Origin of the sequence: Roseobacter sp. HKCCD6576-2 (assembly GCF_013179285.1) — a bacterium.
In the GTDB taxonomy this organism is placed as follows: Bacteria; Pseudomonadota; Alphaproteobacteria; order Rhodobacterales; family Rhodobacteraceae; genus Rhodophyticola; species Rhodophyticola oceani.
Window position 1 is genome coordinate 1 of record NZ_WVNW01000013.1, and the last position, 23,676, is coordinate 23,676.

A 23,676-nucleotide genomic window follows, 5' to 3' on the forward strand; every position below is an offset into this window, starting at 1 on the left:
GCTGCTCCGTGCCCATCTGGATCCACAGCGGCGCGCCCGTGTCCTGGCCGGCCGCATCAGCACCTGCGCCGCCCCAGGCCAGGGTCCGGAAGTCCTGCGAGCTGCCCCGCCCGCGCAGCGCAGAGGGCGCATTGAGGGCCAGCAGCGACGCGCCATAGCTGTCATAGATCGGTGCTGACGGTCCCCAGCTGATCTCACCGCTCTCCGACCGCGCGCTCAACGCCCACCAGTTTCTGCCATCCTGTGCCTCAACCTCAGCCAGCCTATAGACGTAAGCGCCTGAGATCACCCCATGCTCTCCGTCCGACATCACATAGTTGCCATTCATCAGGGTGAAGGTCGCATCATCAGCCTCGCCGTCAACCGTGACCACGTCCATCACAAGCGGGGCGCCCTCAAGATCGGCGCTGTCCATACCGGCAATCAACAGTGTCATCTCACCTGACGCGTCGCCGGTGATGACAACCGTATCGGTGCGCAAACCATCTGCATCCCGACCCATATCCAGCGCAAAAACATCCGATCCCGTGTCCGACCCGGTGTAATTGCCCTCAATTTTGATCTCATCCCCCGTCATCCCGTTCTGCACGCTTAAGAACACGTCGCCCGCATTGTTGGTTACATCACCTCGGATGGTCAGGCCCCCTTCCCCGCCCGTCGCGCGGAACTCAGACCCGGCGTCGATGGACAGACCCGTGTCCAGCCTACCAACCCGATCCAGGCTGAGGGCCGTGTTATTCAGCGTGACACCCTGCCAATTGAGGAACATGTCCGCTGTGGTTGTGATGCTTTGGCCCTGCAGGGTCAGTTGATCGTTATCGCCCGCACCACCGTCAAGAATATGGGAAAAGTCAAAATTGGCTGCTGAAGCAATCGTGAGGCTATCGTCGCCCGCTCCAAGAAGAACATCTCCGGTGACGGTTCCTTCCAAGGTGACAACCGCATCGCCACCCCCGTCCTGGATCGCAATACCAGACAATCCTGCAGTCACAATGCCGGTGCTGGCGATATCAATCGTTCCGTCGACGTCGGAGCCGGATCTCGTTCGGACCGCTGCGCCGAAGCCAGATCCGCCCGTCACGGACCCGGCCACGTCTACGTCAAAGGATCCTTCCCGCCCCTCCGCGAAAATCCCGCTTGCATTCTCTCCGCGAGCCATGACACTGGCCCCCGCGCCTAGGGTGACGGTCACCGCCCCGGTCCCCGAAAGCGCCAAAAGCCCGTGAGCTTCTCTTCCAGCCGTGTCGACCGTCCCGCCGGTCATGTTCACCGTCACATCGCCCGCTTCTAGGCTGGTACCCGCCCTACGGTCTAGGGTGGTCGCCACAAGCCCATGGCCAAGGAACCCCGACGTGGTAACTGTGCCGCCACTCATATCCACCTTCGCCGTGCCCGTGCCACGGGTGCGCGCCTCGACCCCATAGGCCCACCTACCGGCGGTGGCAATTGTCGCCGTGCCACTCAGTTCCACAATCGCATCATTTACGTTATCTTTGGTGTCGACAAGCGCTTCGATCCCACGCGCATTATCCCCCATCGTGCGAATCCTACCGCCGCTCATTTCTACGCTCGCAGCCTTGCGCCGAACACCTTCCTCTGGAACGCCACCGACTTGGACTACCGCATGAAGCCCGATGCCAAAGTTACCGGTCGTCACGATGGCTCCGTCCGTCATTTCCACGATCGCCCTTGCCCTGCTGTCATTATTATCGACGACGACCTTACCGTCTCCATCTCTCTTCACATAGCGCTCGACATGCGCGAAAACCCCGTGACCCTCTTGCCCAGCCGTGACAATCTCACCGCCGTCCATTTCCACGATCGCCTCACCGCCCTTGCCAATGGTCTTCGCATAAATCGCAAAACTCTTGAAACCACCCCCGTTAGAGATCCTCGTATAACGATAGTCACCGGCTACAATATGATTCTGCGCAGGCAGCTCGCCATCCTCATGCAGCGAGTAATTTAGATTCTCATCCATGCGCACCCGCGCTATCGCTTCACTCTGGTCGTTGACGATGTTCGCCCAAATCCCGTGAGCGGCCCCCCACTGTGCCGCCGGGGCTTCAGGAACCCTCGCATCCGTGTTGATTGTCCCGGCCGTCATTTCCACGGTCACATTGCCAGCACCCTTGGTGTCCGCAATAATCCCATGGGCTTCCCTGCCGCTCGTATTGATATCCCCGCCGTGCATCTCCACAGTCACATTGCCCTGGCCCTCAATCGCATCTGTGTCGAGGTTGTCCCTTTTAGTGTTTATCACCCCAATCCCCCATCCACTGTTCTGATGCGTGGTGAGCTCACCTGCGCGCAAGATCACAGAAATATCATTCTCCGTGTTCCCAACCACGTTCACAGCACTTCCGGGCCCCGCAGCACGTCCGTTCACCACCATGGCAGCATTGTTCAATTCCAGTTTGAATTCGCCGCCTACTCCGTTGTCAGGATTATAAGTGATGCCATCAGCGTAGGGTTGATTGCCAGGAGTGCTAGGGTCCGCGTCAGCGCCACAGCTGATGACACCATCATTATCGTTGTCCGTCCCGCACTCATTGTCTGCATGGGCCGCGCTACCGGTCAACAGCACCGTAGCCGTCGCCACCACCGACAAACCTGGCGCAATGCTCGCCATACGCCCCTTGAACTTGGTCAAGCGGCCACCTCGAACTGAAACGTTAAGCGGGCGAAGGGCGGACTGGGTGTCTGAGGACTGGTTTGTCATTTTGAAACTCTCCTGTGAGGGACTGGAGCACAATCGAGGCAAGGCACCGCCCTGCCCGTCAGGCGGTCAGTGGGGTGACAGAAATGCGGACTTAGGTATGTGCATCGGCCGGAGGCGCTGTGACAGCCTCAGCCAGAAGCGAACCGCCGTCAGAGATCGGCCGCGTTGCTTTCGCGCCGTCCGTTCTGATCGCGGGAAACTGTGCGAGAGGATGAGCGCCGTCCCCGACCCGGTGACCGCCACATGTCGCGTCACTGGAGGCGAGGACGACCGCGTCAAGCCATCCAATCCAGATACAGGGATCGGACCGTCAGCTAATCCACAAGCTGTGGCCGGCCCGCGGCCGGAGGTCAGGCTGTCAGGGTGATGTAACCGGTTAGTGCTGCTGTGCGCGCCAAGGCGCAGCGGCGGCCTGATGAGCTGATGAGCTGATGAGCTGATGAGCTGATGAGCTGATGAGACGGCGGCTCCACCCGACCCGCAAGTAAAAGACTGAGTTAATTACAGATACTATCGGCGCTTTTTGCATCGCAAACTCGGGCAGGGTTCCATCTATGGGTTGGGCGTGCATTCAAGGTTTCCACATGCGAGGCCGATATGCCTCATATTCAAAAGCAACTGCTCAAGCTTGGAGTCTCTTTCCCACCTCACGCTCCAACCCTTGTTTATCTAGCCTCATCGTTCATCTAGCCTAATCACCCTCCCCTTTTCTGGTAAAAAGGGGAGGGTTGGGCGCGTAGAGGATCAGTCTTGGGCAACGATCCACATAACTCCCGCCGTATGAAGAACCTAGACCCGGCTTTCTGCGAAGAGTAATACCTCTTTTGAATACTTAAATAGACACTGACTATGACGAACCCTGCACCTAGCAGGCCTTCATTCCGTCAACATGGTCTAAAGCGCTAAGCGGTACATGATGCCTCAGGTTTGTCGTTAAATGCTATAGCTGTTTGGTGCCATGGGTCGATGGCGGAGCTCTTCAGCTGGAAGCGTAGGACGCAGGCAGCCCAAACTGTATGCCTCGTATTGTCCGGGATCAGCGCCTGTGGGACTGATTTAGGGGTTTTCGTAACGGAGGATAGAGAATGGCGAACAAACGACACAAGCCCGGGAAAACAATTCATAAGTTACGGTAGGTTGATGTGCTTGCGGGGCAAGGGATACAGCGAGTGGATGCGGTCCGAGAGGTTCGCATAACGGGGCAGACCTCTTACCGCTGGCGCAAGCAGTACGGCGGGATGAGGACCGGAAGACCTTCTACTCGCTCAAGGGGGATGCAAATCATCAGCAAGAAATGAAGCGCCCGGCACCGCTGTGCCCGGCGCTTCATATGGTGCAGAGTTTTTTGCTTAGTTGATGGCGAGTATATCGAAGTTATTGATGTTAGCGACAACGCCGTCGTCCCATCCGCCGGAGACCAACTCCGAAGCCTTTTTGTTCAGCAGTTCGGCGACCTGACCAGCGAAGTGGGCTTCGCGTCCTGCGTTATCGGCAAAAACGTCAAAGATTGCAAAGTTGTTTTCATCAATCTGCAGCGCGGCCCAGAACAGCGTTTCGGGTTCGGTACTTGCGACGATGGGACCGGCTGCGGTCAGCAAAGATGCCAAGGCGGGGCCTTTTCCGGGAGCCGCTTCTAGTCTGATGTAAGTCGCGGTAGTTGCCGTGTTGAGATCAACGGGGTCTTTCGCAGACAAGACATCGGAGTTGTTGATATTCGCGACAACACCATCGTCCCAGCCGCCGGCAACCAGCGTGTCAACGTTTTGGTGCAAGGCGCCAGCAACAATACCAGAGAAGTGAGCATTGCGGGCCTCGTCGTCCACGAAGATGTCAAAGATCGCAAGCGTATCGTCAGCCTGAAGAGCAAACCAAAGCACGGTGCCCAACTCGGTCTCTCTTACGATTGGTGCAGCCCCGGCCAGAAACCTAGCGAAAGCTTTTGCTTGGCCTTTAGCGGCATGCATGGCGATATAGCTAGCAGTGTGGCTCTCCATTGGGCTGTTCTGTGCGGTGACGGAAGTCGTGATCAGACCCAATGCAGCCAGTTTTTGAACGATTTGTGTTTTCATCGTAATCTCCTTATCTGAGTGTCATCGTGTTGTTTCGATGTGCTCTTGTCCCGCACCAAAGGTGTGAACTGCCAATATGGGAATTCTATTCATCAATAGATAAAATCTATGGTGATGACTTCGAAGTGCAGCGCGAAGGAGGCTGATTGAGGATACGAAAATGGAAATGAACCAGATCAGGTATTTCCTTGCGATCTGCGAGCATCGCAATTTCACCCATGCTGCCAGTGCCTCAAATGTTTCCCAACCGTCTTTGACAACGGCCATCAAAAAACTTGAGAGCGAACTCGGTGGCGCGTTGTTCGTCCGAGATCGAGCAGGTTGCAGGCTGACAACTCTTGGAAAGCTGGTGCAACCAAGACTCAAGAAGATTTGTGATGAAACGCAGCAGGCCAAGGAAGACGCGGTTCGACATAATCGACTAGAGCGGGTCCCGATCTCTGTTGGGGTTGGTGAAACGATCGGCCACAACAGAATCTCTGCAGCCGTGGAACGTATTCGTGCACGACTGCCACAGGCCGATATTGAGTTGATCGTTGCATCTTCGTCCGAGTTGCTGCCGGGTCTGACAGATGGTGAATTTGACGTCTTGATCACCGCAGAGAAGGCGAGCGAAGATCTCTACCGAATAAACCCTCTCTATCACGAGGATTACAAAGTGGTGGTGTCATACGCGCATAAATTGTCAAAACTGACAGCCGTCTCTCTTTCGATCCTCGCGGATACGAACATGCTTGACCGACTGAATTGCGAAATGCGTGATGCCCTGCACAGCTCATGTGCCGATCAAGGTCACGAGCTTTACGCAGCCTATCGATCAAATCGTGTGGATTGGCTGATCGAACTTGCACGACGAGGAGCAGGGGCGGTGATCTTGCCGGTCACAGCAATTCCAGAAGACTTGGGTTTGGTAGCGATGCCCATTGATGGCCTCGATATATCACGAACGGTCTATGCCCTTCGATACCGACACCAAACGGCGCGACCGGAGACAAGTGATCTGATCCGCGAGATAGCGCGCGCCCAGATTTAGTTGATCACATAGCAGATGGGATGGATGGCTCCCGGCGCCGGTGCCGTAAAGCGACATAATGCAGGTGTCAAAGCCCGCTGATGAAAGGAGCAGCCATATGCTGGTGTCTGAGGCTGAAATCATCACCGGTGCGGCGGTGGTCGCCGTCATCGCTGGTCCCCAGCGGACAAGCTACGGATCATGGAAGAAACCATGTATGGCGGCGAGAGCATCTCCGCGGTTGCACGTCGCAATGGCGTGACCCCAAATCTGCTGTACCGTTGGCGGAAGTTGATGCTCGAAGGGCGGAAGCATCGCTGTTGCAGAGGACGACAGCGTCACCGGCAACAAGTCCGTTCGCGAAATGGAAAGTTGCATCCGGGAGTTGAAAAGCCAACTCGGGCGCAAGACCCTAGAGAGAAAAGTCCTGGCGGAAGCATTGAAAAAGAGCCGCTCCAAAGACCTTGCTTGTGTAATATACGGCCCAGACCAGGTTTTTCTAGGCTGCGGATTGCTTTGAGTTAGGTTAATCCCTTTGTGGATCCGGTTTCTTTTATTGAGGCCTTCTGGCTGGATTGAGGTGGTGGAGCTACCGCTGCTGATCTAACGGCGAGCGCTTGTGATGGCCATAACCCACTCACCTCGATCCTGAAATCCGAGCCGCCGATTTGGCCCTCAGTGGCCTCCAACGTGTTTTCTTCCGACATTCGGCGATGTCGAGATGGGAATGGCCAATGGGATATCGCTTGACCTTCTGTGGTCTTCTCCCGACGGCGCGCCAATGCTAAGTGTTAGAGTGCCACCGCCCGCAACGGAGCAACTGCCAGCATTCGCCTCTTCCTGCGGGACCAACCTAGATACTCGTATCCAACTGAAATTGCCTTGGCAGTTTGGATCGTCCTTGACCCAATAGTGTTGATGATAACCCACTGTTGCCGCCCTATTCCTCGTAGTTCCACCATTCGAGAGCGTGACGGTTCAGTCATTTCAACCACTGTCGGCTAAGTCTACAGCATTGCTGTTCTGAGGAGTTATCTCCAACAAGGAATCCGCACCATCGACTTCAAATTCAGCCTCAATAGGGCGGATACCTGACCGATAGTCCTCATCCACATCGAAGCAGCTCAAGCCCGGCCCCGGAGAAATCTGCACTTTACGACTGATGGCTGCAACGTGCCGATCATCGAGCCTAACAACTCCGTCACAATCAATAACGCGTGGCTTCTTGTCGAGGGACTTTGGAAAGAAGGGTTCCAGACGTGTCATTCGCGCGTCACTCAACCAGAAAAGATCAGACATGTTCATCACTCATTTTTGAGCCGTGGATCAAACCAAAAACCGGAAAGTAATGGATCCTGAGCTCAAGTTTCGCCAGTTGATCTAAATACGCCAATTTTTGTATGTGCTAAAAAGGAGATGAGTAGCTGGTGGGACAGTAGAGAAAAGCATTCACCCAACACCTCCAGTTTCGACCGCTAGAACCAGGCTGTATTAAGAAATATTGAGGTGCTATCCAAAGATAAAAACCAACTATGGTTCGAGCGCACCAGCTGCAATAGGTGTGATAGAAAAGAGAAAGTACTGGTGCTTAAGCTCGGCATCTGGTGGGAGAGATTCAGGATGAATCTATTTGGTTTTGATATCCAGGTTTTAACCGTTTGTTCAGTTGGTCGAGTAAGGATGCTTGGTGAATCGTCAGAACTGATCGCTCAACATAGCTTTCGACACATCCAACAAAACCCTGATTTATGGGGCGACTGAATGGCGGCCGGCAGACAAAAGGAAATCGTCACATTGCAGTTTTATTAGACGATACGCACGGGCGGCTTTGTTGAGTAAAGCCGCCCGCGAGTTGTTTACGATGTGGTCGGTTTACAGACAGTCCGACCTGCTTCGACTATGGTCGGCTCTGTGTTCGCCGGGCAGGTTGCTGTGCCAAACTTATCATACTCGGGCTCGAACGTAATGTAACCCAACGTAGGTTCTGCCGGTTCCGAGCATGCAGCAAGAACAAGGGCAATTGCGCAAGCGGTAAAGGATTTTAGTCTCATTTCCGTTAGTCCTCTTCAAAACTTCTGATATTGATCAAGAACTCTGGGCCGATGTCAGAGCACAGCCTCCAACACCAACGCCGAAGCTGTTAAGATCACTCGTGGCGGTTTCCAGATTACAGTTCATTGGATTATTTCTCCATTTGTGGCTGGATCAACTCCAGCCGGGTTTTCGAGATCATACTACTGTTGTGTTGCCTGTCTCTTGGGTTGGTACGGCGAGGGGTTCTCCTCCCACTCTGTATGTCCTTAATTGAAGCAGTGGTCGTATTCCTCCTGTGTTGGGGTATTGAGGTACTCTTAGACTGATCTCGGCCCATCAACTGAACCGCCGAGCAATAGTGTTGGCATTGCCGCGCAAGCATGTTGCGAATCCATATGGAAAGACGTGGCGTGTCATATCTATTAGAACTTCACGGGTATCGACGTGGGGGATATTCCAATCACTGAAGAAGGGGCTTCTTCCACAATCCCACTCGCTTTCCGCCGAAGAGCAACTTGTCGCACGAATCTCCGTTCGGACGTCTTCTAGACAGCCACGTCCAGGTGGTTTTAGCTGTGAGAACGCGGTCGTCATTCGGGTAAAACGGGCTTGGCTGCACTCGAGTGAAAGCGGATCGTCCACCTGCACGGTGTCAATAAGCAGGTAAAGAAACTTTGCCTGCGCCGCGGTGCAGCACGATCAGGCCCGCTGTCCAGAGAAAACGCCATGGGTGCACGCCTATTCAGATTGTTCTTGCTGGGCTGTGACCAGTTCGGCAATGCACAAAGCGGTCCAAACGTTTACCTGTTCTTGGCCTGCGCGTTGATCGTTGATCTGCTCAGATATCATCTGCGTTTCCAGCCTCATCACATAGCGTAGCGCTTGCTGATGCTGCCGGCGGACGGCCGCAAGACTGGCATAGATATAGGTCCACACCACATCACCTTCGGCGGCATAGGATTTGGCAAGCTCAAACAACCCCATGGCATTGCTTTAAAACGCAGTTTGCATGAACATGGCACACGCTCACTCCGGATCAGTTGATACGCCGTCGCCGGTTGCGGGCATTTGACCGACGAGTTTGCGGGCGACAATGTTCCCTGCTTGGCGGCCCGTTCTAAGTGCGCGTGCGTAGGGTCGGCATCAAGCACCACGGTCAAATGCAGGGGGCTCAGATAGAATGCCGCGTCACCCGTTTCAAAGCTGGATTGGAACTCTGCCGTTGCGGTTGCAACATCACCAACATCCAAGTCCACCAGCTTCGTTTCAGTATCCGCCTTGGCCATCGACCCAACAACAGCGGCAACGATAAGGCAATAAGCGCTAGCGAAGGCGGGCAAATCAATGATTTTGATCATCGTGGCCCGTTTCCAGCTTTGGCGTGGCAGAGCGAGACGACAAAAGGCGCGATGCTGCTGGAGTGAGAGACAGCCCCGTCCGGGCATCGTAATGCAGCAGGTTGATGCTGTCTGCATCACGGCGCCGCGAAGGATTCGAAGAGTCAAATTAGTGAACTGCCTGAGCCGCAAGAAGAAAAAGACCAAATTCACAACGGATGTTTGCAATCTTTGATTGAGCATTCAGACAGGCCTTCATGTTAAGATGCGAGCTCTTTCAGATTACCCCACTCGAGAGGCGAGTAAGGGTGAGTAGACGTAGTAGACTAGGAGAAGCATCCACCAGACGCCTCTCTCGGTTCAGTTTTAGGACCAGGGTGGTTTGTTGGAAAATACCAAGAAGCTATACATCAATAGACACTGGCTACCGCGGAGTTGTATCACCCACTAGAAAAGGCGATGCATTTCGTATGCCCGACGGAGCACTACGAGAAAGCTTTTGAAAACAGCCGTCTAGCGGCGCTCAAGCAGTATTCAGGTAGAGTGAAACCAGGATCGTTCTGGGCGACCTCGCGGGCAAGGACAGCCTTGCTGATCACGCCATGGCTCGTCGTTATCTTCGGAGTTTTGGATATCTCTCTGCGCAGCGAACCTTTTCCGCGCTTGTGTTGTGATCGATTGGCGCTCAGGCAAAACGAACCGAGTTTAAAAAACCAAGCCACGCACTTTGTTTGTTTGCGACGGCAGGCACCCACTAGGCATACGCCCGGCGGAGGGAGCCCAAAAGACTGGCCAACCCGTGTGAACTCACAAAGCGCCCCAAAGCTGCTGGGCGATCAACGCAAAGGGCGGCTTGGCCACCTTGAGGTATGCTGGATGGGCCACGGCCACCGGAGCGTTGCTATGGTATGGGTGTGTTCGAAAAACGAATTGTCGGCAGTGGCCAATAAGCGATTGCGCAATTGTGGTGCCGACAGGCTGGGAAAAGCTTCCGCCAACAGTGCGATTGCCCCAGCAACTTGTGGGGCGGCCAAAGAAGTGCCCCCAGATCTCCCATAATCTGAGTCTGAATCTTCACGGCTACTTGCTGCCCGCCCCACCGAACCGTCTGCCCCAATACACCATCGAGCAGATTGCCAACACGCGCTGGAAAATCGAATGATTGTTCCAAAACTGTCCCTTGCTTGGTCGTAGGGGACGCGTAGATTGATGACGGCCAACCAGCCTTGCTCAAGTTCCGGAATCACAACCGGCAGGGCTTCCAAATACAAACTTTCCGAGCGACGGCTGTTGTTGTCAGTCGCAAAAACCACAACTGCTTTCTTCGTGTAGTCTATGAGGTCTGCTTCGAAAGCATCCCCATATACAGCGGTGAAATATGATCTGCCTTCTAAAATCGAAGCAACTAAACCCCAGGAGTTGTTATGAACAATGGCACCGTGTTCTGCTGCATCTGCAATGGAAGCTTCCCAATTTGTTGGCTCGTCTCCCATGGAACCCCAGCCGAATAGCCGCAGATTAGCATTTGGAGCAACACCTTCGATCTGACCAAAATCATCAAGGCCCGCGGCGATTGATGCGACTGCCGTGCCATGACCATCGACAACGGAGTTGTTCACGTTCGTGACGGTTCGGTCCCCGGCTGTAAATGCATCATGCGAAAACTGGAAACCACTATCGAAGATCGCGATTGTCTGGCCAGCCCCCGTCAAGCCTGCCCCGCGCGCATATTCCAGATTTATTGCGGAGTAAGCCCAATTGTTACCACTCCGCTGTGCGACAAATGTCGTGGCATTTCGCGCTTCGCTGACTGCTGCCGCCAAGGTTTCGATTTCTTCGAAATCGCGTTCGGAAGTGAGCTCAATCAGCGTCCCGGCATCGTTATAGAGATATCCCCCGGTATAATTATCAGGCTCAGCTGGCGGGTCTACTGGTTCGGGTGCAGGGTCGATTGGATCAACTGGATCAGTCGGATCGGTGATTGGATCAGGTGATGGACTGGGGCTTGGAGAAGGTGATGGACCAGGGTCTGGTTTGATGGGGGTGGGAGGAGGCGATGGCTCTGGATCAGGATTCTCATCTCCGTCATCGCCCGCAAGTGAAATTGCAGTTGCCATTCCGACGATCCCGAGAATAGTCATCGAGCCAATTCTGGAGGTCTCCCCCGCATTTGGCTCCGGAAAAGAAAAGCGACGCGTGTCTGGCGCCCGGTCTAACGTTCGACTGAGGTAGTCCTCCAAAATCTCGGGTCGGTTCAGGAGGATGTATTCGTGTGCATCCGCGAAGGTCGATGGATCTCGCGCATGTTCGCGAACGAGGTGGTTCAAGACCTGTTGATCTGAGTAGGAGGTGAGTTGACCTGCGTAGATGTTTGCAGAGACGGAGGTCGCCAAGGTGATAATGGCTGTCGTGGTCAGGGCTAACGTCCTAAACAGGCGCATGATTATTCCTCTGCCTTGCCCCACGAAAACTGTAACCGTTCGGACGATCGCGAGCCTTCGTTTTTTGACGGGCCAAAGCACCGCTTGCGCTTGGAACGTTGCTAGCAAAGTTACGCACGGTTGCCAGATCGCATCTCTGGACCGGTCATTCGTCGATCGCAGAGCTGTCGTGCTTGCGGATCGTGGCTGCCAGCATGAAAGCGACCAATAGGCCGTTGGTTCGAGACACAGGAATTCCGAGAGTTTAGTCGTCGATTCGGACACAAGAACAGCCAGCTTCCCAAATACCAGATCACGCATGGCCCCTCTAGAACACCACCTTGAGGCCTGCGCTTGCGCTGAGGGCGCTGGCATCCCCGGCATTGCTGAGCCCGGTGAAATAGGAGGCTTCATCCGAGAGCGAACCGCCGTTAGGGATCGGCCAGGTTGCTTTCGCGCCGTCCGTTCCGATCGGGGTAAAAAGTGCAAAGGGGTTGCAGCTGATCTTGAACCGTTGACGGCCACATCGGACGTTGCGGGAAGCGCGGATGATCGCGTCAGGCCGTCCCAATCGGATACCGGGGTCGGGTTGCCCACTGACCCGTGCGCGATGGCCGACCTGAGGCCGGATGTCAGACTGTAAGGATAAGGGATGCGCCGATGCGCCGATGCGCCGATGCGCCGATGATACGGCCGCTCAACTCAAGCCGCAAGCAAAAGACTGAGTTAAGTGCAGATATTATTGGCGCTTTTTGCATCGCAAACTCAGGCAGATTGTCCATATCCAGGGCCGATACGCGTCAGGTGCAAAAGCGACCGTTCAAAACAAAGTCTTTTTTCCATCCCAAGTTCGAGGCCTCACCTTTTATGAAAAAGCTCCCCCCTCCATCGACGGAAAGGGGGAGTGCTGAGTGCGTGGTGGATCAGTCTTGTGCAGCGATCCACCCAGGTGATGCGTGTTAGGGACATTAGAGCCAGTTTTCCGCGAAGGGAAATACTCACACTCTATAATTAAATAGACCTGGATTATGGCGAGCCCTGCACCTGATAGGTCCTCATTCCGTCAAGATGACAGAGCTGTTTGGGTCCACGGTTTGCTGATGCAATCCTTCCGTTGGACGGGACCGACACATCAAGCCCAAACGGCAGGCGTCCGGCCTATTCGCGATTAGAAGCCTGCATAAGCAAGACGCTATTGAGGCAACCAATGGATCTGGTGGACGACCCCACACGTGTCTCCCGGCGACCAGTTCAGAACAACCCAAGGCCCCTGCCCCGCGACCGTCCACGCTCCGGATGCACCCCGTCTGCCACCCGCTCCGCGTGATCATTCCATGGGTAGAGGGCAAAGCCGATAAGCCCATCTTTCGTGAGCGTTTTAAGCGCATCTGCGGCGACCTTGCGCTGTTGTAAGGGGATATGGGTCAGGCTGTCCGGCCCCTTTGTATCTGCTTTTGCCAGCGCCTCAATCTCCCTGTAGGTGAAGGCCTTGTAGAGTTGCGGCAGTACGTCCCGTGCGGCGCCTGATCGATCATCCACGGTCGACAGCTGGTCCAGCACGTCACTCCGCGCCCGTTCAATCTCCTGCGCTCTCTGCGGGGATCCTGTGCCCAAGGCGTGCGACAATCCCTTCGCCAGATCATGTGGCACGCCCGGCAGATGAGCAAGCCGTGCTGCCGTCCATTCGAGCTCGGTCGGCGCTCCATATCGGTCCACACCCTTCGCCACGGCGTCCTCTACTTCGTCGTCATACATGTCCTTGACACGCTGATGTTGCGCAGCCATCGGATGTTCGATGCCCGAACCAGCATGATTCACGTAGCGCCGGAACAATTGCTCTTTAAACATCGGTCGCCGCATTCCCTGCCACTTCGGATCTGTATCCTTGTTTGCATCGTAATCCGCCTGTTCCCCTGCAATGAGCGCCCGACCAAGCTCCAGCTTCGCATCATACCCGGCACGCGCCGTCGCGATCTTGCGCGCTGTCGCTTGTACTTGGTCCTCGGGCACCTCCGCTGCGTCGGCTCGGTTCAGAAGACCCTGCAGCTCATCCAGAAGGTCCCGCTTATGCGCAGGATGATCCGAGGGCAGATGCTCGGTGATGGCCATGGCCATCTGCAGGATCGCGCCCGATGGCTTCGGCACAGACCGCTCCGCTGTCGCCGCCGAGGCAGTCCTGGTTTCGACCCCGCCTTCGCGGCGCAGCATCTCCTGCGCCTTTACCTTCACCCTGGCCTCTCTTTGAGCCGACCCGTCGCGCATCGATCGCCGTGCGGCCGCGTAAGATCTCGCGCGGGCCCGGCGACGTTGCCCGTCCAACCCGAACATATCCAGCGCATCGCGGGTCAACCTGTCATTCGATGGATCGAGATTGGACAGGAAGGCCCCCAACCCGCCTCCACGCGGTGTGTAGGGCAGCGGCCGACGCGATTGCGTCCGGCGCGTCTCTTGCGGTGGCTGGATCTCCGGATAAGTCGGCAGATCGCGTGTCGAACCGCTTGGCGCCACCAGCTCCTGAACGCGATCCGACGCCCGGGCGTCCTCCGCCCGCTGCCCATAAAGCGCCAAACCGTCCGCAAAGAGATGGGCGATGCCGCTCTCCCCCAGGGCTTCCGCACTCAGATGTCCCCGCGCCAGGATCCGGGCCGTCGTCAACGCACGGCCGTCCTCATCCCGGCCCGCCAGCTTGACGGCCAATCGATCCGCCCGTTGCGGCAGATCCTTGGGCGCCTGGCGCAGAATCCGCCGCCATTTGCCCACATCGGTCAACGCCCGCACATGTCCCTCCAGCGCCAGCAGGCCCGCGCCGTCAGGCGCCCTGCCATGGCGCAGGGTGGCCGCCCCGATCACCTCGGCCAGCACCTCCCCTTCAAGCCCTCGCGGCGCCACCTCGCGAGACGGATCCTGCCCAAGACCCGCGATCTCGCGCAAACGTCCCATCGCCGCGGCAATCCCGTCGGGCGCCGGGTCGGCCACGATCTCCCGACCCTGCCCTTGCATCGCCTGCCGCGCCGCAAGCGCTGGCTCGAAGCCGTAATCGAGCACCGTTTCAGCCGTGGCATCCCGCTGCAGGATCCGCGACAGCACGTCCGGCATACGGGTTTCCGAGGCAGGCACGACAATGCTCAGATCCTCGCGATGCAGTCGCGCCGCGGAGGTGAAGATTTGTTTGGACATGCCCGGCCCGGCCAGCAGATGCACGCTGTCGCGCGCCTGCCCGATGGCACCATGGATCGTCTGGGCGAAGTCGAACCGCCAGTCGGGCATGTCTGTGTCCGGCGCCAGTCTCACGTCACGGGACGTTCCATCGGCCTCCATGAGCCGCAGCATCTGGCGCCCGCGTGGATCCGTCCCAAGATATATCGATCGGCTGCCGGGCCGGATATAGACCCGTTGCGCGCCGCGGGTCGCGGTTCTGTCTTCGACGCGCCCGCCCCCCATGAACTGGACCCGATCCCCCGGCTTCAGACCCGCAAAGCTCCCCTCTTCTGCCTCCTCAAACCCCGCGCGCGCTGGATCACGGGCATCCAATACCTGCCGGATCGCACCCGTGAGCTGTCCCACCTCCGCCCGCGACCAAGCCAGGGCCACCTTGTCTTGCGTCGGATCTTCCACGAACCGCTCAGCCAGCAGAGCGGTCGCCTTGCGGGCAGTCCCCCCGGCAAGCAGCACGCCATCCTCCTGCAGGATGTTCAGCGCGACCTGCGCCACCGTGCCGCCCCCGACGAGCCCCCCCATGGCCACAGCCCGACGCTGGTTCCACCGGAAGCTGTCATCGAGCTCGGCCACACCGATCCGGGCGGCCAGGGCCCGGACCACGGGTCCGGCTTCCAGCGGCGTTTGCACACCATCATCCATCAACGCCACAAGCTTCGCACCGGCCTTCTCCACCTCGCGCAGCACCGGGGCAATCTCCTGGCTGCCCAGGCGCCCGGCATCGTCGAGAATAACCACCGTGCCCGGATCAAGCCGCAACTGGCCGGACGCCAGGCCGGACGCAAACCCCCGCAGGGTCCGCGGCCGTTCAACACCTGCCGCGCGCAAGGCATCGAGCCCGGCCCCCGACGGCGAGACGGCCAGGACCGACCAGCCCGCCTCGCGATGCAGCTCTGCCGTGGCCGCGGCCACACGGGTCTTGCCGCTGCCCGCGCCCCCCCGGATCAGCCGCAACCGTCCGCCCCGCCCCGTGTAGCTCACTGCTTTGGCCTGTGCCTCGGTGAGCCCCAACCCGCTCAACCGCGCGGCGATGGCTTTCGAGACATCGGGCACCTCGTCGGGGGAGGACGAAAGAGCCAGCCGGATACCGCGATCGACTGCATCAAGCTCCCCCCGCAGCTGCGTCCGCGTGGTATAGACCCGGCCCCGCCCGGTGGTGCCCGGATCGTCGGAGAGCAGGATCAGGTCGGGATGTGACATCGCCTCGCGGAAGGCCCGCAGGAACGTGTCCGGGTCGGCAATCACATGGGCCAGCTGCGCGGCCACGTCTTCGGCCCGCAGCACCGACTGTCGCCGGATCACATCATCGACCACCTCTGTCGGGCGGGCGGCGTAGCGCGCCCCGTCCTCGCGCAAGACCGGCGCCCCCGGCTGCCAATCGGCTGCCAGCAAACCTGCGGTGCGTTCGGCAATCCCCATCAACTCCGCATCGCCTGTCAGCGCAACGAGCCGGCGGCTGCGCTCGGCACCACGCCAATCCTCCCGCAGTGCAATCTGCGCATCCGTCACCGTCGGCACCATGCTGGCCCCCGGATCGGCCGGGCCATCGGGCAGCTCTACGGAGAGATGGCCCGGCGCTTGTGCCATCGCGACCAGATCAGAGACACGCTCGAAATGCCCCACCCGTCCGAACACTTGCAGGGTGTCACTGTGGCGCGAGAGGGCCACATAGGTGGCATGCCGGTGCATCAAACGATGCGGCAGCACGAACACATCCTGCGCCGTCAGCCCCTGCGATTTGTGGATCGTGGACGCAAAGCCGTAGTCGATATCCCGGAAGCTCTGCAGATCAAGCGTCACGGGATCGGCCGTCCGATCGAACAGGACATCGATCTCCGCCGCGCGCGTGGCCAGGACCGTGCCAAAACTCGATCGCGGCAGGTTGAGATCGCGATGCGGCTTTGTCAGCAGGATCCGATCACCCACGCCAAGCTCCAGCGGCACGCGCTCCTGACCGGCCCGTCCCCCTGGCGCCGTGGTCCGGCGGGTGAAGCTGCCATAGCTACGCTGGCTGCTGCGATCCACGATCCCGCGCGCCAGGGCCTCGGCCCGGATCAGATCGTTCAGCCGGTGCACATCGCGATTGGTATAAGCGATGGCGACCCGGCTGCGCGCCGGATCCGAACCCTCGAAGAAGGCGCCGGCCAATGCCGCGAAGGGATCGGCCCGGTCTTCCGGCCGCAGCCGCAGCGCCCCCTTGCTGTCATAGTAGTCGATGGCGGTCCGCACCCCTGCCCCACCGCGCACCAGCATCTCCGTGGCCTCGCGTTGCAGCGCATCCTTCTGGCGCACCACCGTATCGATCAGAACCGTCTTCGCCGATCCGACCGCCCGCTCCGCCACATTCCAGCCGGGCAGATCCGCAACGGGTTGCAGCTGGTCGGGATCCCCGATGGCGATCAGCTTGCCGCCCATGGCCAGGATCTGCGCCTGCAGGCGGCCCCATTGCCCGGCGCCGACCATCCCGGCCTCATCCATGAGGAACACGAACCGGCCCGGATCCGGCGCTTCCCCGCGCGCCCACCGGGCCTCCCAGGCCGCCAGCGTGGCCGTGGTAACGCCCTCAAGCCCGGCCAGCTCCCGGGTGGCCTTGCCTGACGAGGCGCCGGCCAGGACAGCCACGCCGCGCTCTTGCCAGATCCGCGCCACGTCGCGCAACGTGTGGGTCTTCCCGGTTCCGGCATGACCTTGCACAAGCGTCAGCCGATCGGCGTTCAGCATCGCCTCGGCCGCCTGCCGCTGCATTGGGTTCAGACCCTCCATCTCCTCCGGGCGCAGGACCGGCACCTCCCCCGGCGCAAACCGGCCATTGGCCAGCAGGCGGGTCTGCTCCGCACTCCGCTGAATCTGATCGAGCCGCGCGACCGTCACGTATTGCGGTGAGCCGTCCGGTGCCACCTGATCGAGACGCACGAGCGCACCGGAGGCCATGGCGCGATCTCCCAGGCGGCGCAGCTCCGGTTCCGTCACCTGCCGCCCAAGCCGGGCACGCAGGGCTTGCCGGACGTCATGGTCGGTGAAGACCGCGCGGTCGCTCTGCAGAAGCGCAACGATGTGATCGGGGTGGTTCTGAAGATAGGCGGTGTTTGCTGCACGAGCCTTGGTGGCGGAAAGCGGGATCTTCGGCAGGCGCGTCAACCGCGCCACCTCCTCTGAGTCCGGTCCTTGCGGTGGATGGGTCGGCGCACGTGGTGTACCCGGGATCGGCAGGTCGGGCGCCTGCTGCGCCGCAGCCTGCGCCCGACCGGGATCAAACCCGTAATCCGCGGCGGCCCGCGGCGCGCGCTCCCGCGCCAGGATACGGCCAAGGACCGCGCGGACCTCACGGTCCGCCGCTGGCACAACCAGGTTCAGCGAGGATCGTGATGTGGCAACACCCGTGGCAAGAGTCTCGCGATCCATGCCTGCATCCGCCAAAAGATGCACACTTTCATGGCGGCGACCCGCGCTGGCCGCGATGCTCGATGCAAAGCTGTAATGCCATGGCGGCAGCGGCCCTTCCGGTGCGACCCGTATCTCCCTCGAGCCGACCGCCCGCCCGTCAGCACTCATGTCGGCCACGCGCAACCGCAGGACCCCGTCCGGATCCCGGGCCATCACCTCCGCCCGGGCGCCGCGTTGAACCACTTGCTCACCTGCCGGGTCCCTCTCCGGGCTGCCATAGACACCGCCGGTTGCGAACCGGATACGATCCCCGGGTTTGAGACCGGCCAGGGGACCATCGGGGATCTCTTCTGCTGCCACGCGCTCCGGTCGAGTCCGATCAAGCTCCGCCCGGATGGCAATTGTCAGGTCGTCAGCCGCTCGGCGCGACCACGCGAGCGCGATCTTGTCGTCTGCAGGTTCGGCCACATAGGCCCGGGCCAGATCGGCCATCGCCCGGTCCTGAGCGCCTGAAGCCTGGACAAGTCCCGCCGCACACGCGGCCTCGATCGCGCCGGCGTCTCGCGCCTCCGGTTGGCGTATGGCAGCGAGAAGGTCCCTGGCCGGGCCGGACACGCCTTCCAGGCCCGAAAGCTCTGCCGTACCGATCCGGGTGGCCAGCGATCGGAACACAGGACCCGGATCCAGCGGTCGGCGCTGCGGGTTCTGGAAGGCGATCAGCTTGGCACTCATTGCCTCGATCCGTGCCAAAAGCACGTCGGCCCGTCCGATCCCGAGACCATTTGCATCATCGAGCACCACCACCGCCCCCGGGGCGTCCGGACCCCGATAGGCCATAGGCTCGGCCAGGAACTCCGCAAAGGTCAGCGCAGCCACCCCCTCTTCGGCCAACGCCCGGCGCCCCGCCTCGGTTGGGTTGATCACTGTTACCACGCTGCCGGCTGTCTCATGGGCGCGCGCCGTTATCGCTGCGAGGCGGGTTTTTCCGCTCCCGGCCGGCCCCAGAACCAGCCGCACACCGCCGGGGGCCAGGGCATACTGCAGGGCCGTGCGCTGATCCTCGGAAAGACCCTCGACCGGCATCTCGGCCGCAACATCGATGGGGCTCTGCGCCAGCTTCACCCCGCGATCGAGCGCTGCCAGCTCGGCGGCCAGATGGCGGCGCGTTGTGTAGACCCAGGGATCGGCATCTTTGCCCTCCTTCGATCGCGGCAAGGCCACCAGGTCCTTATGCCCCATCGCCTGCCGGAAGAGCCGCAGGAACGTATCGGGATCCTGGATTGGGTTTGCCAGCACCGTGGCCACGTCATCAGCGCGGAACACCGTCTGGCGGGCGAGAAGATCCGAGATGACGGCCTGTGGCGCACCGGTGTAATCCCGGTTCGGATCGACCATGGCCTGCGCATCGAGGATCGGGTCGGTCTCCGCATAGTCGTCGCGCAGGAGGCCCGCCACGCGCGTGGCCACCGCCATCAAATGCCGATCGCCCACAAAACCAACCCGCGTCCCCGTGCCGCGCGGACCGTTCCAATCCGGTCGATTGAAAATCTCGGCCGCGGGTGACTGCACCAGGGTGGGGGTTTCAAAGCTTGTCGGCGTCTGCAACGGGGCCGGCAGGCGCGTGGCCATCGCGACCAGTGCGCGGGCATTCTCCAGATGGTCCTTGCGACCGAACACCGTCAGCGCGTCGCGGTGGCGCGACAGCGCCACATAGGTGGCATGCCGATCCATGCGCCGATGCGGCAGGAGCAGCACCCGGTCCACCGACATGCCCTGCGACTTGTGGATCGTCGCGGCATAGCCATAGTCGAACTGGTTGAACCGCGCCGCATCGATCTCAACCGCTTCGCGCGCGTCATCCATGAGGATCGAGAACGCCCCGTCCCGAACCGACGTCACCGTTCCGAAGCTGGAGCGCGCCAAATCCAGGTCACGATGCGGTCCCGTCAGCATGAGACGATCGCCCGGGCTCAGCTGGATCTCCGCCGCGCGCCGATGCGCACTCTCCAATCCATCCTCGTCATAGCCCCGATCCATGCGCGAGATGATGAAGCGCCGCCCGGACCGGGCCACGGCCCCGACCGCCTGTCCCGCCCGTCGAATGGCCGCATTCAACGCTTCGACATCCGCGTTGCTGTAGCCAAGCGCGATGCGGCTTGGACGGCCGCGCCCGCCCGGGTCCTGACTCCAATACTCCGAGGCAAGCACCGCCACCGGGTCTCCGCCCACCGTCTCAAGCCGCAGCGCCCCCCGCTCCACGTAATGCGAGATGGCCTCTGCAATGCGCCCTTTTGCCAGCGCCGCGGTCGCCGCGCGGTCCCCTGCATCCCTCTGCCGGACCACCAGGTCGATCGCCGGCACATCGCCGGCCTGGGCCTCGGCCAGGGCCCATCCGGAGAGATCGAGCACGGGCGGCAATTGCTCCGGGTCACCGACGGCCACCAGCTTGCCCCCCATCGCCACCACCTGCGACTGGATGCGGGACCATTGATTGAGCCCGACCATACCGGCCTCGTCCATGATGAAGACAAACCGGCCTGCCTCCGAGTATTGCCCGCGCGCCCATTGCGCCTCCCATGCCGAAAGCGTACGGGCCTCGATCCCGTCAAGCGCATTGAGCTCCTGCGTGGCCTTGCCGGAGGGCGCACCGGCCAGAACACGCACGCCGCGGGCCTGCCATGCCCGCGCCGTCTCACCGATGGTGAAGGTCTTGCCCGTTCCCGCATGACCTTTGACCAGCGTCAGCTGATCGGGCCCAAGGATCGCCTCGGCCGCATTGCGCTGGCCCGGATTGAGAGCTGGCGACAGGAAACGCTGCACCGGGCGGGCGGCTGCGATCGCCGCGCGCACAGCCTCTGCGCCCGCCCGTTGATGCGTGTCGTTCAGATCGCTTTTGCTGCCGCTCGGCTCGGGCGCCACAGCAATGCTGAGCCGCGCGCCATTGGCCACGTGCTGCGCCAGGGCTTTGCGGAAGGCCAACCCGGCCGGACTGTCGGGCGCGTCCCGGTCCGGCGCGAAGATCACGTCGCGATCGTCAGGCAGCGGCGCAGTCGCGAACCCTGACACCCCGAAGACGGCCCAGGTCTCATGGCCGGTGGCCTGCCAGATCGAGAGCGCCGCCTCCGGGCTCTCCGCTACCACCAATGGCCCATCCGGGGTCCGTGCCGGAAAGCGGGCCGGATGCCCGCTCACGGTCCCGAAGGAGGGCTTGCGGATCTCCGTATCGACCCGCACGCCATCCTCTTGCACCAGGATGCGTTGCCCCCCCATGATCCGGCCATCCCCATCCGTGGCCCAGACCACCAGGGCGGCATGGCGGGCACCTACCACCTCCAACTCGGGAACCGGCGGCAGACAGGCAAGCTGCGCCTCGGGCATGTCCGTGATCGCCCGGGACGCCAGGTAGGCCGCGCCCGGGCTCCCCGAAGCCGGTGCCGCCAGCTCGACGAGGGACTGCACAAGATTGGCCCGCGCCGCCTCGATCTCGGCTTTGGCGGCCTCCGCCTCGCGCGCCCGCTGTGCCTGCCGGGCTTCCAGCGTGCTGGTATCGATCCGGGCCTCTGTCGACAGGCCGGCATAGCGCGCCGCCGCCTCCAGAACGCGTGGGAAGTCGGCCTTGGCTGCGCTGAGCCCGCAGATCTCCGTGGCCACGAGATCCAGGAGATCGCCCCCCTCCCCGATCTTGTGATCGAACCAGAGCCCCCGGCGAGGGCCTTTCATCTGCATCTCGAAGGAGGCCTGGTTCTTGGGGTTCCACTTCGCTGCCCCTGGTCGCACGGGGGGACCGTGAACCTTCACGAACAGATCCTCGGCACGATCCAGCAGCGCTTCGCGCACAGCGGCCGCAGATGGACCGGAGCGTGAATGTCGCCGCAGCGGTGCCTTGACTGCCTTGCGTTTGGCTGCCGCGGCCTCCTCGGCCGCGCGTTCCAACTCGATCGGGGCCGTATCGATCAGGATCGGACCTGTGCCGGTTTCGATGGGGTCCTGCGCGGCCAAATCCTCCGCCACAGCCAGCCGTCCCGTCGCCAGCACCTGGGCGTCCTGCGTCAGCTGCCAGGCCTGTTGGCTGCGCGACCGGGTGACGAACAGCGCCTCCTCTTCCACATGTTGCCCGTGTACTTCGAGAAGCTCGGGCGAACGCATCGCCTCCGCCAGAAGCTCCCGCACCTCCACCTCCAACTCGAACCGGGATTGCTCGTAGTCCTCCGCGTTTTGCAGCTCCGGGACCTCTGCGGGGTCCGGTCTCAGCTGCTTCATCAGGGCCGCCCGCACATCCGCTTCCGAGAACGTGCCCTGCCGCGACTGCACCACCGCGAGGATGTGTTCGGGGTTCGATCGAATGTAAGCTTGGTTCTGTTTGCGCACGTCCTGGCAGCGCAGTTTTTCACGCGGCAATTCCCCCCCGCGCTCGGCACGCTCGGCGATATACGGGTGGTAGTTCTCCGGCTCCAACTGCAGCCCCTGGTCCTTCAGGGTGCGGTGATCGACCCGCGCGTTTGAGCCCACACGCTCAAGCGCGAGATTGACATGCTGCGCCCATTCCAAGCGCCACTGCCGCAGAAGCGCCGACGTATCCCAGGAGCGGTTCTTGGCGCCCCAATCCCCTTCTCCGAGGTCGCGCAGACTGAGCATCAGATGCGCATGCGGATTGCCGTCACCCTTGTCATGGACGCTGATCGTCACCACCATTCCACTGTCTGTGAAAGCGTCCTTTACGAAGCTCCGGAGCAACACCTTTTGATCTGCCAGATCGAGCTCGTTGGGCAGGGACAAATCGACCGTGCGGAAGTACCGAGCCTTCTTCTCATGCTTGTTCAACCGACACTCTGAGATCTCCACGGAATTGGCCAGAGTCTCCGCAACGCGCACAGCGGCGCGCCGGATTGCCTCGTCGTCGGACAGCACCTGTCCGGCCGCCTCTGCCTCGGCCAGAACCTCTTCGAAGGTCCGGACCAATGCGATGTCGCCGAACGCATCCCGCGCCCAATCCGGAGCGTCCTCGGGCAGCATGATATCCGCGTATTTAAGCTCGTCAGACTTCGCCGTGTAGTCAGTCGTCCTGTTGGTGCTGTCGGACTTGTATTGCGTCGCCATGCGATAGGCCAGAGCGGCCACGGCCGACTGGCCTTTGCCTCGTGAGATGATACCTGCGCTGAGTCTGAAGATGGCCATTGCCGGTAGCATACAGGTGAACAAAGAAATTAGAACAATTTTTTTGTGTAAGCGTGCCTTTAAATCATGCTCTGATCATCCAGTTCAAATCAAGAGGGCCGCCAGCGGGGAAGCGAAGCGCAGTCCAGCCAATCAGACGGGGTGCCGGCCGGGATCAAAAGCTGGTGCAGTTTGGCTGCGAGGGACGGGACGATAATCGGGGCGATCGGGTAGGATTGAGGGTGTCGAAACCGAGGATCGGGGACGCCCCATGCAAGGTGCCAAATCAGACAGTCTGCTGAGGGTGTACCTCGCCGGACATTGTGGC

Annotated in this window: 6 protein-coding genes and 3 pseudogenes; 3 read left to right on the forward strand and 6 right to left on the reverse strand. The window is 60.4% G+C overall.

The window, feature by feature from the left end; genetic code table 11:
• A pseudogene (locus GTF44_RS19700) lies at nt 1-2,653 on the reverse strand (hypothetical protein); the annotation flags it as partial.
• A 1,154-nt stretch (nt 2,654-3,807) separates the two neighbouring features.
• On the opposite strand from GTF44_RS19700, the pseudogene GTF44_RS22225 reads away from it, so the two are divergent.
• A pseudogene (locus tag GTF44_RS22225) lies at nt 3,808-3,975 on the forward strand (IS3 family transposase); the annotation flags it as partial.
• A gap of 96 nt (nt 3,976-4,071) precedes the next feature.
• Here GTF44_RS22225 and GTF44_RS19705 read toward each other — a convergent pair.
• A complete protein-coding gene (locus GTF44_RS19705) occupies nt 4,072-4,791 on the reverse strand; it encodes a putative quinol monooxygenase (protein ID WP_171562918.1) in 720 nt (239 codons plus the stop codon).
• Nucleotides 4,792-4,951: 160 nt separating this feature from the next.
• On the opposite strand from GTF44_RS19705, the gene GTF44_RS19710 reads away from it, so the two are divergent.
• Together GTF44_RS19710 and GTF44_RS19715 are read left to right on the forward strand one after the other, a co-directional pair.
• Nucleotides 4,952-5,824 (forward strand): LysR family transcriptional regulator, encoded by an 873-nt coding sequence (locus tag GTF44_RS19710; RefSeq protein ID WP_171562921.1) that lies wholly within the window; start codon nt 4,952-4,954, stop codon nt 5,822-5,824.
• Nucleotides 5,825-5,882: 58 nt separating this feature from the next.
• Nucleotides 5,883-6,263, forward strand: a pseudogene (locus GTF44_RS19715) (transposase); the annotation flags it as partial.
• A gap of 527 nt (nt 6,264-6,790) precedes the next feature.
• Here GTF44_RS19715 and GTF44_RS19720 read toward each other — a convergent pair.
• From GTF44_RS19720 to GTF44_RS19735, 4 genes are all read right to left on the reverse strand, one after another.
• Nucleotides 6,791-7,102, reverse strand: coding sequence for a hypothetical protein (locus GTF44_RS19720; protein ID WP_171562916.1), 312 nt, complete (start codon nt 7,100-7,102; stop codon nt 6,791-6,793).
• Nucleotides 7,103-8,703: 1,601 nt separating this feature from the next.
• Nucleotides 8,704-9,195: a hypothetical protein gene (locus GTF44_RS19725; protein WP_171562924.1), complete on the reverse strand. Its 492-nt coding sequence runs from the start codon at nt 9,193-9,195 to the stop codon at nt 8,704-8,706.
• 815 nt (nt 9,196-10,010) lie between these two features.
• Nucleotides 10,011-11,615, reverse strand: coding sequence for a S8 family peptidase (locus tag GTF44_RS19730; RefSeq protein WP_171562927.1), 1,605 nt, complete (start codon nt 11,613-11,615; stop codon nt 10,011-10,013).
• A gap of 1,230 nt (nt 11,616-12,845) precedes the next feature.
• The gene (locus GTF44_RS19735) at nt 12,846-23,369 is read right to left on the reverse strand and encodes an AAA family ATPase (RefSeq protein ID WP_171562930.1); all 10,524 of its coding nucleotides are present in this window, start codon (nt 23,367-23,369) and stop codon (nt 12,846-12,848) included.
• Between the last annotated feature and the right edge of the window lie 307 nt (nt 23,370-23,676).

Excerpts from the sequence above, each read along its gene's own strand:
- GTF44_RS19720 (WP_171562916.1), bottom strand. The coding sequence starts at position 7,102 with ATGTCTGATCTTTTCTGGTTGAGTGACGCGCGAATGACACGTCTGGAA.
- GTF44_RS19730 (WP_171562927.1), bottom strand. The coding sequence starts at position 11,615 with ATGCGCCTGTTTAGGACGTTAGCCCTGACCACGACAGCCATTATCACC.
- GTF44_RS19705 (WP_171562918.1), bottom strand. The coding sequence starts at position 4,791 with ATGAAAACACAAATCGTTCAAAAACTGGCTGCATTGGGTCTGATCACG.
- GTF44_RS19725 (WP_171562924.1), bottom strand. The coding sequence starts at position 9,195 with ATGATCAAAATCATTGATTTGCCCGCCTTCGCTAGCGCTTATTGCCTT.
- GTF44_RS19735 (WP_171562930.1), bottom strand. The coding sequence starts at position 23,369 with ATGGCCATCTTCAGACTCAGCGCAGGTATCATCTCACGAGGCAAAGGC.
- GTF44_RS19710 (WP_171562921.1), top strand. The coding sequence starts at position 4,952 with ATGGAAATGAACCAGATCAGGTATTTCCTTGCGATCTGCGAGCATCGC.